A 15090-nucleotide genomic window follows, 5' to 3' on the forward strand; every position below is an offset into this window, starting at 1 on the left:
TTTCATAAGGAGTAATAATATGGTTCTGGTAACTCGTCCAGCCCCTGACTTCACCGCAGCAGCAGTACTGGGCAGCGGCGAAGTAGTTGAAAACTTCAACTTCAAAAAACACACTGCAGGCAAACCTACTGTTATCTTCTTCTGGCCAATGGACTTCACTTTCGTCTGTCCTTCTGAACTGATCGCTTTCGATCACCGTTACGAAGAATTCCAGAATCGTGGCGTAGAAGTGGTAGGCGTCTCCTTCGACTCCGAGTTCGTTCACAACGCATGGCGTAACACCCCTGTAGAGAAAGGCGGCATCGGTCCTGTTAAGTACGCGATGGTTGCTGACATCAAACGCGAAATCCAGAAAGCCTACGGTATCGAACATCCGGACGCTGGCGTTGCACTGCGCGGCTCTTTCCTGATCGACAAAGAAGGCGTTGTTCGTCACCAGGTCGTTAACGATCTGCCACTGGGTCGTAACATCGACGAAATGCTGCGTATGGTTGACGCACTGCAATTCCACGAAGAGCACGGCGAAGTGTGCCCGGCTCAGTGGGAAAAAGGCAAAAAAGGCATGGGCGCATCCCCGGATGGCGTGGCTAAATATTTGTCTGAAAACGCATCAAACCTGTAATCCTTCAGCGGATTTCACGGTCAATAACGGTCAGCCTCGCTGGCCGTTTTTTTTTGCCTGCTATCCGGCACGATCACATTTTCCCGCCTTCCCTTCCCGCTCCCGGTCATTTACGTCTACGCTGAAAAATAGTCTGACCGTCTCATTATGGCGTGCCGTTTGCATAAAGAGTGTCAGACTGAAAAAACAAAAAAGCGTTATCACACAATAACCTGAAGGTTATGACTCAAAAGACAGGGTAATAGACAGGAGCCCCTATGTTACGGAAATCACTCATCGCGCTGGCCATGCTGACCAGCCTGCCGTTGTACGCCGCATCGAATCCCGCGGTGGAAGCCAAAAATGGCATGGTCGTCACCTCGCAATATCTGGCGTCTCAGGTCGGCGTCGATATTCTGAAAATGGGCGGCAACGCCATCGATGCTGCCGTGGCTGTCGGCTACGCGCAGGCCGTCGTCAACCCATGCTGTGGCAATATCGGTGGCGGAGGCTTCATGACGGTGCATCTTGCCGACGGTAAAGACACCTTCATCAACTTCCGCGAAACCGCCCCGGCCGCCGCCAGTGCCAATATGTATCTGGATGCCGACGGCAACGTGAAGAAAGGGGCCAGTCTGTATGGCTATCTCGCCGCAGGCGTGCCAGGTACGGTATTGGGCATGGATACCGTGCAGAAAGAATACGGCAAACTGACGCGCCAGCAGGTAATGGCGCCGGCGATTAAACTCGCCCGTCAGGGATTTGTACTGACCCGTGCTGATACCGATATTCTTGATACCACCGTCAAACGCTTCAAAGAAGATCCCGAAGCCGCGCGCATTTTCCTGCGCAAAGACGGCAGCCCGCTGCAACCCGGCGACAAACTGGTACAAACCGATTTAGCCAACACGCTGGAGTCCATATCGAAACATGGCCCAGATGCGTTCTACAAAGGCAAAATCCCGGCAGCGGTCGAAGCGGCCTCTAAAAAAGGTGGCGGCATCCTGACCGCAGCGGATTTCGCGAATTATAAAGTCACCGAAGACGCCCCGATCACCTGCAGCTATCGCGGTTATAAATTTGTCTCAGCGCCACCGCCAAGCTCCGGCGGTGTCACGATGTGTGAAATCCTTAACATCGTTGAAGGCTATGACCTGAAGAGCATGGGCTTCAATTCAGCGGCATCGATTCACGTCCTCACCGAAGCCATGCGCCATGCGTATATGGACCGCAATACCTATCTCGGCGATCCGGAATTCGTGAAAAACCCGATCGACCGGCTGGTCAGTAAAAGCTATGCCGAAGAAATCCGTAAGAAAATAGAAGCGGACAAAGCCACGCCGTCCACTGCCGTTCAGCCGGGTATGGAACCGCACGAGAAACCGGAAACCACGCATTATTCCATCGTCGATAAAATGGGTAACGCGGTGTCCACCACCTACACAGTGAATGGCCGCTTTGGTTCTGTCGTGATTGCACCGGGCACCGGTTTCTTCCTGAATGATGAAATGGATGACTTCACCACCAAAGTCGGCGAGAAAAACCTGTACGGTCTGGTGCAGGGAACCAAAAATGCCATCGCCCCCGGTAAGCGCCCACTATCCTCTATGAGCCCGAGTCTGGTGACCAAAGACGGTAAAATCTTCATGGTTCTGGGATCGCCTGGCGGTTCGCGCATCATCACCATTACCCTGCAGGCGGCGCTGAATGTCATCGATTACGGCATGGCACCACAGGAAGCCGTGGATGCGCCACGTATTCATCATCAGTGGTTGCCGGATGAAGTGTATTACGAGCAGCGCGGCGTTTCTCAGGACAGCCTGAATATCCTGCAGAAGATGGGTTATAAAATGGTGGAACAGACGCCATGGGGTGCGACGGAGCTGATTATGGTGGGGTTACCGGGTGCGGCCGGTGTGACATCGGCGAACTCAGGTAATGACTCGGCGGTGTCAGGCAAGGTTCGCGAAGGTTATCTGTATGGCGCGAATGATGTGCGACGTCCCGCAGGAGCCGCCATCGGTTATTAACTGGCATCCTTCAAGCTATCTCTGCATTGGCTGCCTTCATTCACCCCGATCACTTACCTGTAGTAAAAAGCCCCCGATATCATCTGATATCGGGGGCGTTAAAATTTACCGAAAGGTAAGTGCTTGCTTACGCTTTATTGCTCAGCGCCAGTGCTTCTTTCTTACGGTCGTTGCGGCGTTTAAAGGCATAACCGACCAGTAGCGCCACCACCCAAACCATCCCCACATACAACGAAATACGGGTATCCGGGAAGTAACCAATCAGGCCGATGATGAACACCAGGAAAATAATACCGAACACCGAGGTATAAACGCCGCCACGCAGCGGAAACTCCAGCTCTTTCACCTGTTGTTTGCTCAGTTTGCGACGGAAACCAATCTGCGAGAACAGGATCATAATCCACACCCAGACCGTTGCGAAGGTCGCCAGAGACGCAATCACCAGAAACACAGCCGATGGCATGACGTAGTTCAGATAAACCGCCACCAGCAGTGCCGCCATCATCACCAGAACGGTGACCCACGGCGTGCCCAGACGCGATACCTTGCTGAACATTTTCGGTGCCTGCCCCTGCTCTGCCATTCCGTGCAGCATACGGCCCACGCCGAACACATCACTGTTAATGGCAGAAAGCGACGCGGTAATCACCACAAAATTCAGGATCGTCGCCGCAGCAGTAATGCCCATGTGCTGGAAAGTCAGCACGAACGGACTGCCCTGCGTCCCCACCTGATTCCACGGGAAAATAGACATGATCACAAACAGCGTACCCACATAAAATACCAGAATACGCAGCGGTACTGAGTTGATGGCTTTCGGAATAGATTTCTTTGGGTCTTCCGCTTCACCGGCCGTGATCCCGATGATCTCGATGCCGCCGTAAGCAAACATCACCAGTTGTAAGGACAAAATCGTCCCCATGATGCCCTGACTGAAGAAGCCACCATGACTCCACAGATTGTGGATACCGGTCGCCTGCCCGCCATTGCCGATACCCCAGAAGATAATCCCAAAGCCTGCCACGATCATGATGATGATGGTCAGCACTTTAAAGAAAGAGAACCAGAACTCCAGCTCGCCGAAGACTTTCACGCTGACCAGATTGATCGCGCCGATGATCAACACCACGCTGAGCACCCAGGTCCATTGCGGCACATCCGGGAACCAGACGCCCATATAAATGCCGAACGCGGTTACATCAGCGATGGCGACGATCAGGATTTCGAAACAGTACGTCCAGCCGGTGATGTAACCCGCCATCGGCCCGAGATAGTCTTGCGCATAACGCGAAAATGAACCGCTCTGCGGGTTGTTAACCGACATCTCACCGAGAGCACGCATGATGATAAACGCGATAATCCCACCGACCAGATACGCCAGCAATACGCTCGGTCCGGCCATTTTAATCGCATCTGCCGAGCCATAAAACAGACCAGTTCCGATGGCTGAGCCCAGTGCCATAAAGCGGATATGGCGCGTTGTCAGGCCACGTTTTAACTTCGTGCCCGGCGCTTCGTTCTGCGCTATTGGTTGTTCAGCTTCTTGCTGCATGTGCATTAACCCGTGTTGTTTTTTTAAATATCAAAAATCGTATTCTAAAAAATGACTTTTAGCCTGCCAATGAAAAAGCCACGGAAAGGGTTTCCGTGGCCTGATTGGCGAAACATTCGTCAGACGATCATGCTTTTATGTCTTCGAACATTCACCCGATGATCATTGGTGCGCGGTTACGCTGCGCGGGCCGCTGATTTTGTCATAAATCCCGACCAGTACCAGCATTAATAATGACGGGGGTAACCAGGCAAGACCTTGTGCAGCCAGGGGCAGGTTTGCGGTCCAGGCTGGCATCAGGTCAACAAAAGCAGACGCCTTGATACCATCAACAATACCGAACACCAGGCTTACCAGCATGACCGGCGCCACGATACGCGTGGTGCTGTTCCACCAGCGCAGGGTGAAACTCAGCACAACCAGCGCGATACATGGCGGATAAATCGCCGTCAGTACCGGTACTGAAATCGCAATCAGATGGCTCAGGCCCAGGTTGGACACCAGCATGGAGAACAGACCCAGAATGAAGACCAGTGTTTTGTAAGACAGTGGCAGATACTGAGCAAAGAATTCCGCACAGGCACAGGTCAGGCCAACCGCCGTCACCATGCAGGCGATGAAAATCAGCGCACCGAGGAAGAAGCTGCCCACACCGCCGAAGGTATGTGCCACATAGGCATGCAGAATAATCGCACCATTGGTCGCATCAGGCACCAGTGAAGCGCTGTTTTCGCCGAGCTTGAACAGGCTCAGGTAAACCAGCATCAGACCCAGACCGGCAATCAGCCCTGCCAGCACGGTATAACGGGTCAGCAGTTTGGCATCAGATACACCACGGGAACGCGCGGCATTGACGATAACAATACCGAACACCAGCGCGCCCAGCGTATCCATGGTCAGATAGCCGTTAACGAAACCGCTGGAGAACGGCACTGTCTGGTAAGCATCCACCGCTGGCATCGGAGAACCGGCTGGCCAAAGTACGGCAGCAATACCCAGTGCAGCCAGCGCCACCATTTTCAGCGGCGCGAGGAAATGGCCGACAGTATCAAGCAAACGTCCCGGATACAGGGAAATGCCGATGACCAGGGAGAAATAGATCACGCTATAAATCAGCAGAGGCAGCGGGCCGTCACCGGTCATCGGTGCGATACCCACCTCAAAAGAAACGGTTGCCGTGCGTGGCGTGGCAAACAGCGGGCCAACAGCCAGATAACACACAGTGGCCAGAAGAATACCGGCACCACGACCAATTGGCGTACTCAGGGCATCCACACCGCCGCCAACGCGTGCGAGTGCAATTACCGTCATCACCGGAAGTCCGACTGCGGTGATCATAAAGCCGGCAGCAGCCCACCAGACGTCATGACCTGCCTGCAAACCAACCATTGGCGGGAAAATAATATTCCCCGCCCCGACGAATAAGGCGAAGGTCATGAAACCCAGCGCCAGAATATCTTTATTTGTTAAACGAGTACTCATGATGGGTGTCGTGTTGCCTGTTCAAATGAATAAAGTGTCCGATGCTGCCGTCGTGCCACGTCGTCAGAAAGATGAATGGCATATAACAGCCAGAGAGCACCCATGTGAGGAGCGAAGTGAGCAAAAACGCCTGATGATATGCAGATGATTACGTTGTTATGCAGGGAGTATCGAGCGACAGCGGGGGCTAAGGTAATCTTTTATAGCGTATAAAGGCAAGCCGGGATCCAAAAAGCAGAGTGTTTAACCAAATTAATGTTACAAGGCAGGTATATTCACTAAATACTGCGATAAACACACCATATGATATGTATGATTTTTGAACTAATGAAGCACAAGATATGCTCCGATAAGATTAAAAATGCGTGAAATCACCACTTTCAGGTTATTTCACGCACAGTTTACAGCATATTTACAAGGTCATCATTTGACCTCTTTCAGGGGTTACCAGACGCGGGCAGCAATATCGACCACCAGTTTTAGTTTTTCCCACTGCTGCGCTTCGGTCAGGCTGTTGCCCTCTTCCGTTGACGCAAAACCACATTGCGGGCTGAGGCAAATCTGGTTGATATCCAGATATTCCGCCGCCTCGGCCAGACGTGATTCCACGGTTTTTGCCAGTTCAAGCTCACCGGACTTGGTGGTGATCAATCCCAGAACCGCCTGCTGATGGCCTTTCTTAATGAAACGCAGCGGTTCGAAGCCACCGGAGCGCTCGTTGTCATATTCCAGGAAGAAGGCATCGATGTTCACGCCACCAAACAGGATCTCCGCGACAGGTTCATAGCCGCCTTCAGAAATCCAGGTGGAACGGAAGTTCCCGCGACAAACATGCAGACCAATCACCAGATCGTCAGGTTTACCTGCAATCGCTTTATTCAGCACGTCAGCGTAAGTACGTGCTAACTCTTCCGGAGAATCGCCACGCTCGCGGATCTGCTTCTTCTGATCTTCAGAACACAGATAAGCCCAGACGGTGTCATCGAGTTGCAGATAACGGCAACCGGCATCGTAAAACGCTTTAATCGCATCCCGGTAAACCTGCGCCAGATCGTCAAAATACGCTTTCAGATCCGGATACACTTCTTTGCTGATGGCGTTACGGCCACCGCGGAAATGCATCACACTCGGGCTTGGAATGGTCATTTTCGGCACAGCACTTCCGCTGATGCTTTTCAGGAAACGGAAATCTTCCAGCATTGGGTGCGAGCCGAAACCGAGCTTGCTGACCACTTTAATGCTGCGCGCTTTAGTCTGTACGCCGTTGAACTGGATCCCCTGCACCGCATCGTAACCTTCCACACCTTCCAGACCTTCGAAGAAATCGAAGTGCCACCATGCACGGCGGAATTCACCGTCAGTGACCACTTGCAGACCCGCTTCGCGCTGCAAGTCCACCACGCGGCGAATTTCGGTGTCTTCCACGGCTCGCAGTTGCGCGGCATCAATCTCACCGGCCTGAAACTGCTTACGGGCTTCTTTAATCGCCGCCGGACGCAGGAAACTGCCAACGACGTCTGCACGGAATGGAGGGGTTGTACGTTGCATGAAGAACTCCTTAATAACATCCCGCCGGTGGCGAAATGCGAATGATTCACAAAGTAAATAATTACGCTGCGTTATATTTAGACATCTGGATGTCTAAACGTCTTTAAGAAGATACTGTCATGCAGGGTGTTAACGGGCAACAGAGGAATTTTCATGGGACATGAATAAAGTTCATGATCGCTTCATCATTTTTCATGATGCTGGACAATATTCGCCCCATTGCGATCTGTAGTAATAAATACTATAGTTTATTTTACCAGGGACGATGACATGAACTGTTTACGTATTTTTGTTACAGAGGATTTTCACGACTTCATGACCGCCAGCAAACTGTCGGAAAAGGATATCCTCAAGTCAGCACATGAACTGGCAAACGGACTTTTTGATGCGGATTTGTCCGGCAACGTTTACAAGAAGAGAATTGCACCGTCAGGGAGATCGAAGTCAGGGTTTGGCCGGGCAGTCATCGCTTTTCGTTTTGAAGATAAGATCTTTTATATCGACGGGTGGCTGAAAAATAGTGTCCGCAAGAAAGGCAATGAAATTCCCGACAAACTTCTGTCTTTATATAAAGCAATTGCTAAAGATTTGCTCAACTTCACAGAGCTTCAACTCGAAACAGAACTTCGAAATGGATTAATTAAAGAGGTGATTTCTAATGGTTGATGAACGTTTGCTAAAAATGCAGCGGATGGCTCAACGCTTCCATGATTCATCTGGCGTGGTAACCCAAACCACGATGCGTGAAATTAACAAAATTGTTGATGAAGCCGTTCAGGAGGAAAGACTGAAAGCCTTCGCAGAAAGCTCTGCTGAACGCATTCGCGCTTTGCGTGAAAAAGAAAAAATCAGTCAGGGCGTACTGGCAAGACTCATCAATATGTCCGCCAACAGCATTCAAAAATGGGAGCGGGATGAAACCAAACCCACCGGAGCGGCGCTGATCTTACTGATGCTAATTGAAGAAAAAGGTTTACAGATCATCTGCTAAAAGAAGCCACAGCTTGTTGCTGTGGCTTGATTTTTATCCCTTTACGCCGCTTTGGCTGGCCTGTTCCTGAGGAACAATCAACTTCGGCGCCAGCGTAAACATAAACCGGGTGCCGACGCCGACTTCACTCATGACTTCAAGTTTCGTGTGGTGATGGCTGAGCGCATGTTTGACGATTGCCAGTCCCAGTCCGCTGCCGCCGGTCTGACGTGAACGGGCTTTATCGACGCGGTAGAAACGTTCGGTCAGGCGCGGCAAGTGCTGCGGCGCAATGCCCGGTCCGTTGTCGCTGATCTGGAACTGTGCGCCATGCGGCGTTTGTTGCCAGCTGACTTCAATCCGTGTCCCCGCTGGCGTGTGGTTAACCGCGTTATACACCAGGTTCGACACCGCGCTGCGCAGTTGATCTTCATTACCAAAGACCTTCAGCTTGTCGTTTACGCGAAACACCACTTCATGCCTGCCGTTGCTTAACGTTTGCACTTCACGTTCGAGCATGCCGAGCATCACCGGAATATCGACTTTCTCGTGCAAATCAATATTCGCTGAGGCTTCGATTTTCGACAGCGTCAGCAGCTGCTTCACCAGCCCGTCCATCCGCCGCGTCTGTTCCTGCATGGTATCCAGCGCTTTAGTGCGGAAAGGCTCTTCCAGCTTGGCGTCTTCCATCATTTCCAGATACCCCTGCAATACCGTCAATGGGGTTCTCAGTTCATGACTGACGTTAGCGAAGAAGTTACGCCGTGCGCCTTCAAGCTGACGCATCTGGGTCACGTCGCGTGCCACCATCAGCAGTTGTCCTTCGGAATAAGGCATGACGCGAAATTCGACATAATGCTCATTATTGAGTTGTAAATTCAGCGCCCGGCTGAAATCGCGGGTCTGGATCCACAGCCGGAATTCCGGATAACGCAGCAGGTTGAAGATATGTTGCCCGTTATCTTCCGGCCAGCGGAAACCGAGCAAATCCTGCGCCAGTCCGTTACACCAGAAAATATTGCCATCTTCAGTGGTCAGCACCACGGCATCCGGCAGCGATTCGGCACCGCTGCGAAAACGTTTGATGAGCTGACCTAATTCCCGACGGCGACGCCGGTTGCGTATCTGCATCTGGTTCAGCCCGTAAAACAGCGGCTCCCAGCTCCAGCGCCCATTCGGTGGCGTAATGCTGCGGTCGAGCCACAGCCAGTGAGAGAGTTTAAGCTGGTTGTAATAATTCCAGCCCAGTGCCGCCATCAGCGACACCAGGAGGAGCCAGCCGAAATGGCCGACGAAGATACCGAGAATTAACGCTGGCAGGCAAAAGAGAAACAATTCACCCGCCAGTCGTTTCCATGACAAACGTTCTAGCACACAGATTCTCCGCTGTGAGGGCTCAATAACGCGTTGAAAAACGGTATCCGGTACCACGAACAGTCTGGATCATTCTGTCATGTCCACTGGTTTCCAGCGCCTTACGTAAACGACGAATATGCACGTCAACCGTGCGATCTTCCACATAAACGTTAGTGCCCCAGACGTTATTGAGCAACTGTTCGCGGCTGTATACACGTTCGGAATGGGTCATAAAGAAGTGTAATAACTTAAATTCGGTCGGCCCCATATCGAGCGCCTGCTCGTTGGCCATCACCCGGTGAGACGACGGATCCAGGCTTAACCCCTGCATGTCGATCACTTCTTCCACCGCCATTGGCGAGATGCGACGCATCACGGCTTTAATGCGGGCAACCAGTTCTTTCGGAGAAAACGGTTTAGTGATGTAATCATCGGCACCCACTTCAAGGCCGCGCACCCGATCTTCTTCTTCACCGCGTGCGGTCAGCATCATCACCGGAATTTCGCGGGTCAGTGCCTCACGTTTAAGATGCTTAATAAACTGAATACCGGAACCGCCAGGTAACATCCAGTCAAGCAGGATCAGTTCAGGGTAAGGTTCAACAAGCTGCCCAATCGCTGAATCAAAATCCTCAGCTTCTACGGCCTGATAGCCATTTTGCTCCAGTACAAAACACACCATTTCACGGATTGGAGCTTCGTCTTCAACCACCAATATACGTCTAGCCATCGTAGGTCCTGCCAATAGGTTAGCGATCTTTTATTTGATTGCGGGCGCCATTATGCGTCAGTTTTGTGACAGATTTATGAATGAAAAGAATGGTTCATTACAGTCAACTATGACAGATAATTTCCGGCCATCTTGCTGAAATTGGTCTGATTTATCGGGGACAGCTTCCCCTGCCGACGTTTATACTTTACCCCATTGTCGTCATCCAGGGTTCATACGGGAGTCTCATGCGCCTGATCCACACCTCAGACTGGCACCTCGGCCAGTACTTTTTCACTAAAAGCCGTGCAGCCGAACATCAGGCATTTTTGCACTGGCTGACCGGTCAGGTGCAGCAACATCAGGTCGATGCCGTGATTGTCGCGGGCGATATTTTCGACACGGGTTCCCCACCCAGTTATGCCCGCGAATTGTATAACCGCTTCGTGGTGGAATTACAGCAAACCGGCTGCCAGCTGGTGGTGCTGGCTGGTAACCACGATTCTGTCGCCACGCTCAATGAATCGCGCGAGCTCCTTTCCTGCCTGAATACGCGGGTGATTGCCACCGTCGGTGAAAACCTTTCTGAACAGATTTTAGTGCTCAGTCAGCGTGACGGGAAACCCGGCGCGATACTGTGCGCTATCCCGTTTTTACGCCCGCGTGATCTGCTCGCCAGCCAGGCGGGACAGTCCGGCAGCGACAAGCAACTGGCATTGCAGGAAGCCATCGCCGCGCATTATGACGCGCTCTGGCAGGCTGCGCAGGCCAGACGTGACGAACTGGGCATGCCGCTGCCTATTATTGCGACCGGCCATCTGACGACTGTCGGCGTCAGTACCTCTGATTCCGTGCGCGACATCTATATAGGTACGCTCGATGCGTTTCCGGCGCAGGCCTTTCCGCCGGTCGATTATGTGGCACTGGGTCATATTCACCGTGCACAATGCGTCGCCAAAACCGAACATATCCGTTACAGCGGCTCGCCGATTGCCCTGAGTTTTGACGAACTGAGCAAAGCTAAAAGTGTGTACTTACTTGATTTTGATGGTGCGACGCTCAACGCCATCGACACACTGGAAATCCCGGTTTTCCAGCCGATGCAGATAATCAAAGGCTCGCTGGTGGAGATTGAACACCAACTGGCACAGTTCGAAGGCGGTGATCCGGCCAAACCGGTATGGCTCGATATTGAAGTCTCTACCCAGGATTATCTCAGCGACATCCAGCGACGCATTCAGGCGCTGACGGAAGATCTGCCGGTAGAAGTCGTGCTGTTACGCCGCAGCAAAGAACAGCGCATCAACAGTATTGAGCAGCAGGAAAAAGAAACCCTCAGCGAACTGAGCGTCAGCGACGTGTTTGAACGACGACTGGCGCTGGAACCGGACCCTGACGAGCCGCGTCAGGCACGGATGCGCACGTTGTTTGCGCAGGTGGTTGAACAGGTTACCAACGGTCAGAACGCGGAGGACAGCGCACAATGAAAATTCTCAGCCTGCGTTTAAAAAACCTGAACTCGCTGGAAGGCGAATGGAAAATTGATTTCACCGCCGAGCCGTTTGCCAGCAACGGATTATTCGCCATCACCGGCCCGACCGGCGCGGGGAAAACCACCCTGCTCGATGCCATTTGTCTGGCGCTTTATCATCAGACGCCACGGCTGAACATTACACCAAGCCAGAATGAACTGATGACCCGCCACACCGCAGAATCGCTGGCCGAAGTGGAGTTTGAAGTCAAAGGTGTGGGTTACCGCGCTTTCTGGAGCCAGCGCCGCGCCAAAAATTCCCCTGACGGCAATCTGCAGGCACCGAAAGTCGAGCTGGCGTTACTGGCCGACGGCAAAATTCTGGCGGATAAAGTGCGCGATAAACTCGATGCCATCGCCACACTGACCGGGCTGGATTTCGGCCGTTTCACCAAATCCATGATGCTTTCACAGGGGCAGTTCGCCGCGTTTCTGAATGCCGATGCCAACGACCGCGCCGAATTGCTGGAAGAACTGACCGGCACCGAGATTTACGGTCTGCTTTCTCAACGCGTGTTTGAGCAACATAAAGAAGCGCGCATTGCGCTGGACGGTCTGCATCAGCGCATGGCCGGAATCGAACTGCTCAGCGAAGAACAGCGCCAGACGCTCGAAGCACAACGTGCTGAACTGAACGCGCAGGAAATCAGCCTCAGTCAGCAGGCGCAGCAGTGCCAGCAGGATCTGAACTGGCTGCAACAGTGGCAACAGGTGCAGCAAAAACAGCAGCAGTCTCAGCAACAACTGACCGCCGCAGAGCAGGAAAATCTGGCCGCCGCGCCGCAGTTACAGCAACTGGCGCGCAGCGAACCGGCAGAAAAACTGCGTCCGTTACTCAATGATCGCCAGCGCTGTCAGGATGACGCGCAGCGCCTTCAGCAATTACTGATACAACTGACGCAGCAGCAGGAGCAGCAGATTGCACAGATGACGCCGCTGAGTCTGGCGGTGGAACAGGCGCACACTGCGCGGCAGAAACAGGCGGAAGAACAGCGCCAGATGCAAACGCTGATCGAAGAAAAAATCCTGCCACTGGATAGCGAAATCGCGCAATGGCGCAAATCGCTGGTGGAAACACAACAGGCGGTCAGCGAGTCGCAGAAACAGGCTGGTGAACATAGCGCGACGCTGCAGCAAATCACGGCGGAACGTCAGAAACTGGATGAGGAAAGCCGCCAGCATCACACCCGTCAGGCCGCGCTGACTGAAGCCCTTAACGTTGCACAACAACGTCAGGCTGAACTGGAAAAACAGTACCCGCAGGTAGTGTTACAGAAACGTCAAACCGAACTCATGCAGCTCCGGCCGGTGCGGCAGCAGCTGTTTTCACTCTCGCAAATCTTCCCGCAACTGAACCAGCGCGTGCAGCAACAGCATAAAGATTTTGCGCAGTACCAGATGCTGCTGGCCGAAGAAGAACTGCGTCTGGGCGCGATCCGTCTGCAATGTCAGAAACAACTGGAACATCTGAACGACGTCAAGGCGCTGCATAAACAGGAAATGCTGATCGTCAGTCTTGAAGCCGAACGCGCGAATTTGCAAAGCGGCAAAGCCTGTCCGCTGTGCGGCTCAACATCACATCCGGCGATTGAACATTATCAGCAGGTTAAACCTTCTGAAACCGCGCAGCGCGTTGAGAAAATGCAACTGGAATTCGATGCAGCAAAAGCCAGCGGTATCGAACTGGCGGCGAAAATTAAAGGCCTGAAAGAGCAACAAACACGGCTGCAAACTCAGCTTGAGCAGGATCAGCAACAACTGAATTCGCATACCCTGAACTGGCAACAACTCAGTGCGCCGCTGAATCTGACGTTTACGCTGCATGATACCGCCGACATCACGCAATGGCTGACCGCCCGCGATGAGGAAGAGCAGCATTCGCAGGCGCGGCTGAGCCAGCACGAACAGCTGGCGCGGGCTCTGCAACAGGCCAAAGATGCCCTGAACGACGCACTGAATGCACAGCAGAAAGTGCAGCAGCAAAGTGCCTTGCTGACAGAGCGCGTTACCCGGCTGGAAGAGATGCAGGCAAAATCTCAGCAAGACCTCGTGCGGTTGCAAAAGCAACTGGCGGAAGGTGAAAAATCCCTTTCTGAGCTGAATGCCCGACGCCTCGAACTGTTCGGAGAGCGTCAGGTTACTCAGGTTCGCGAGCACTTACATCAGCAACAACAGGCGACAGAACAAGCGCTGAGTGATGTCCAGACCGCGCTGCATAAGGCGCAGGAACAGCGCGACCAGTTGGCCGGTCAGTTGGCCAGTACGCAGCAGCAACAGTTACAGACCGCCGCACAACTGACGCAGGTGGAACAGGCGTGGCAGCAGGCATTGAGCGCCAGCGGATTTTCGGATGAAGCCGCAGTGAAACTGGCGCTGCTCGACGACGCGTTGCGCCAGCAGCTTCAGCAACGCAAAGAACATCTGCAACAACAACTGGCACAGGCGCAGGCATTACTGGCGGATGCCCGTCAGCAGCTCGAAAAACATCAGCTTGCCCGTCCTGCACATCTCAGTGAAACCGACAGTGATCTTAACGCCCTGACGGTGCAACAGGCGGAGCTGGCACAACAACTGAAAGTCCTGCAACAACGTCTGGGCGAAGTGAAAAATCAGCTGGAAAGCGACAAGCAACGCCACCATGGTCAGCAGACGCTGATTGCACAGATTGCGCAGGCGCAGCGGACCTGTGATGACTGGGGTTATCTCAACCAGATGATTGGCTCCAGCGACGGTGCGAAATTCCGTAAATTCGCGCAGGGTCTGACGCTCGATCATCTGGTGTATCTGGCCAACCGCCAGCTGGAAAAATTGCACGGACGTTATCTGTTGCAGCGCAAAACCAGCGATGCGCTGGAACTGCAGGTGGTCGATACCTGGCAGGCCGATGCCGTGCGCGATACCCGCACGCTATCCGGCGGCGAAAGCTTCCTGGTCAGCCTGGCACTGGCCCTGGCGCTGTCCGATCTGGTCAGCGATAAAACCCGTATCGACTCGCTGTTCCTCGACGAAGGTTTCGGTACGCTCGATGCCGACACGCTGGATACCGCGCTGGATGCGCTCGACAGCCTGAATGCCTCGGGTAAAACCATCGGCGTGATCAGCCATGTCGAGGCGATGAAAGACCGTATTCCGGTGCAGATCAAAGTCACCAAAGTGAACGGTCTGGGCGTCAGCCGCCTGAGCAGTGAATTTAAAGTCTGATCCCTCGCCACCGCCGGGCAGGTTGCTAGATAAATTGCTAGCCGCATGCCCTGCGGTGGATCCTTTTTGTGAAAGCGTGCACAAAAATCGCACCAGTTCAGTGCGCGCTT

The 15090-nt window shown here is 53.2% G+C and carries 11 protein-coding genes; 6 read left to right on the top strand and 5 right to left on the bottom strand.

Annotated features, from left to right (window positions below):
- The first annotated feature begins 19 nt into the window (after nucleotides 1–19).
- Together LC431_RS24650 and ggt are read left to right on the top strand one after the other, a co-directional pair.
- Complete coding sequence (locus LC431_RS24650) at nucleotides 20–622, top strand: peroxiredoxin C (RefSeq protein WP_013576674.1); 603 nt, start codon at nucleotides 20–22, stop codon at nucleotides 620–622.
- A 257-nt stretch (nucleotides 623–879) separates the two neighbouring features.
- Nucleotides 880–2631, top strand: coding sequence for a gamma-glutamyltransferase (ggt, locus tag LC431_RS24655; RefSeq protein ID WP_013576675.1), 1752 nt, complete (start codon nucleotides 880–882; stop codon nucleotides 2629–2631).
- Between the two features lie 127 nt (nucleotides 2632–2758).
- Here the strand turns inward: ggt and proY are convergent, their stop codons facing one another.
- From proY to LC431_RS24670, 3 genes are all read right to left on the bottom strand, one after another.
- On the bottom strand, nucleotides 2759–4189 hold the full coding sequence (gene proY, locus LC431_RS24660) for a proline-specific permease ProY (protein WP_013576676.1): 1431 nt from the start codon (nucleotides 4187–4189) through the stop codon (nucleotides 2759–2761).
- Between the two features lie 156 nt (nucleotides 4190–4345).
- Nucleotides 4346–5665, bottom strand: coding sequence for a branched-chain amino acid transport system II carrier protein (gene brnQ / locus LC431_RS24665; protein WP_013576677.1), 1320 nt, complete (start codon nucleotides 5663–5665; stop codon nucleotides 4346–4348).
- Between the two features lie 444 nt (nucleotides 5666–6109).
- Nucleotides 6110–7213, bottom strand: coding sequence for a cobalamin-independent methionine synthase II family protein (locus tag LC431_RS24670; protein ID WP_013576678.1), 1104 nt, complete (start codon nucleotides 7211–7213; stop codon nucleotides 6110–6112).
- A 270-nt stretch (nucleotides 7214–7483) separates the two neighbouring features.
- Here LC431_RS24670 and LC431_RS24675 point away from each other — a divergent pair, with 270 nt between their 5' ends.
- Both LC431_RS24675 and LC431_RS24680 read left to right on the top strand, forming a co-directional pair.
- Nucleotides 7484–7879: a type II toxin-antitoxin system RelE/ParE family toxin gene (locus tag LC431_RS24675; RefSeq protein ID WP_037036797.1), complete on the top strand. Its 396-nt coding sequence runs from the start codon at nucleotides 7484–7486 to the stop codon at nucleotides 7877–7879.
- Nucleotides 7872–8204, top strand: coding sequence for a DNA-binding transcriptional regulator (locus LC431_RS24680; protein ID WP_013576680.1), 333 nt, complete (start codon nucleotides 7872–7874; stop codon nucleotides 8202–8204). The genes LC431_RS24675 and LC431_RS24680 overlap by 8 nt, the downstream gene beginning before the upstream one ends.
- A 33-nt stretch (nucleotides 8205–8237) precedes the next feature.
- On the opposite strand, the gene phoR is transcribed toward LC431_RS24680, so the two are convergent.
- Together phoR and phoB are read right to left on the bottom strand one after the other, a co-directional pair.
- Nucleotides 8238–9557 carry a phosphate regulon sensor histidine kinase PhoR gene (gene phoR, locus LC431_RS24685; RefSeq protein ID WP_013576681.1) on the bottom strand — a complete coding sequence of 440 codons (1320 nt, stop codon included), beginning with the start codon at nucleotides 9555–9557 and terminating at the stop codon, nucleotides 8238–8240.
- A gap of 22 nt (nucleotides 9558–9579) precedes the next feature.
- Nucleotides 9580–10269, bottom strand: a complete 690-nt coding sequence (phoB, locus tag LC431_RS24690) for a phosphate response regulator transcription factor PhoB (protein ID WP_013576682.1) — start codon at nucleotides 10267–10269, stop codon at nucleotides 9580–9582.
- A 227-nt stretch (nucleotides 10270–10496) separates the two neighbouring features.
- On the opposite strand from phoB, the gene sbcD reads away from it, so the two are divergent.
- Both sbcD and sbcC read left to right on the top strand, forming a co-directional pair.
- Complete coding sequence (gene sbcD, locus LC431_RS24695; RefSeq protein WP_223510412.1) at nucleotides 10497–11735, top strand: exonuclease subunit SbcD; 1239 nt, start codon at nucleotides 10497–10499, stop codon at nucleotides 11733–11735.
- Nucleotides 11732–14980 (top strand): exonuclease subunit SbcC, encoded by a 3249-nt coding sequence (gene sbcC / locus LC431_RS24700; RefSeq protein ID WP_223510413.1) that lies wholly within the window; start codon nucleotides 11732–11734, stop codon nucleotides 14978–14980. Before sbcD ends, sbcC begins: the two co-directional genes overlap by 4 nt.
- Nucleotides 14981–15090 lie beyond the last annotated feature (110 nt).

The sequence above is a fragment of the Rahnella sp. GSA61A genome (genome assembly GCF_019969905.1).
Classification (GTDB): domain Bacteria; phylum Pseudomonadota; class Gammaproteobacteria; order Enterobacterales; family Enterobacteriaceae; genus Rahnella; species Rahnella aceris.

Bases quoted from the DNA above. Each gene is read 5' to 3' on its own strand.
- LC431_RS24650 (WP_013576674.1), top strand. From the start codon at position 20: ATGGTTCTGGTAACTCGTCCAGCCCCTGACTTCACCGCAGCAGCAGTA.
- ggt (WP_013576675.1), top strand. From the start codon at position 880: ATGTTACGGAAATCACTCATCGCGCTGGCCATGCTGACCAGCCTGCCG.
- proY (WP_013576676.1), bottom strand. From the start codon at position 4,189: ATGCACATGCAGCAAGAAGCTGAACAACCAATAGCGCAGAACGAAGCG.
- brnQ (WP_013576677.1), bottom strand. From the start codon at position 5,665: ATGAGTACTCGTTTAACAAATAAAGATATTCTGGCGCTGGGTTTCATG.
- LC431_RS24670 (WP_013576678.1), bottom strand. From the start codon at position 7,213: ATGCAACGTACAACCCCTCCATTCCGTGCAGACGTCGTTGGCAGTTTC.
- LC431_RS24675 (WP_037036797.1), top strand. From the start codon at position 7,484: ATGAACTGTTTACGTATTTTTGTTACAGAGGATTTTCACGACTTCATG.
- LC431_RS24680 (WP_013576680.1), top strand. From the start codon at position 7,872: ATGGTTGATGAACGTTTGCTAAAAATGCAGCGGATGGCTCAACGCTTC.
- phoB (WP_013576682.1), bottom strand. From the start codon at position 10,269: ATGGCTAGACGTATATTGGTGGTTGAAGACGAAGCTCCAATCCGTGAA.
- sbcD (WP_223510412.1), top strand. From the start codon at position 10,497: ATGCGCCTGATCCACACCTCAGACTGGCACCTCGGCCAGTACTTTTTC.
- sbcC (WP_223510413.1), top strand. From the start codon at position 11,732: ATGAAAATTCTCAGCCTGCGTTTAAAAAACCTGAACTCGCTGGAAGGC.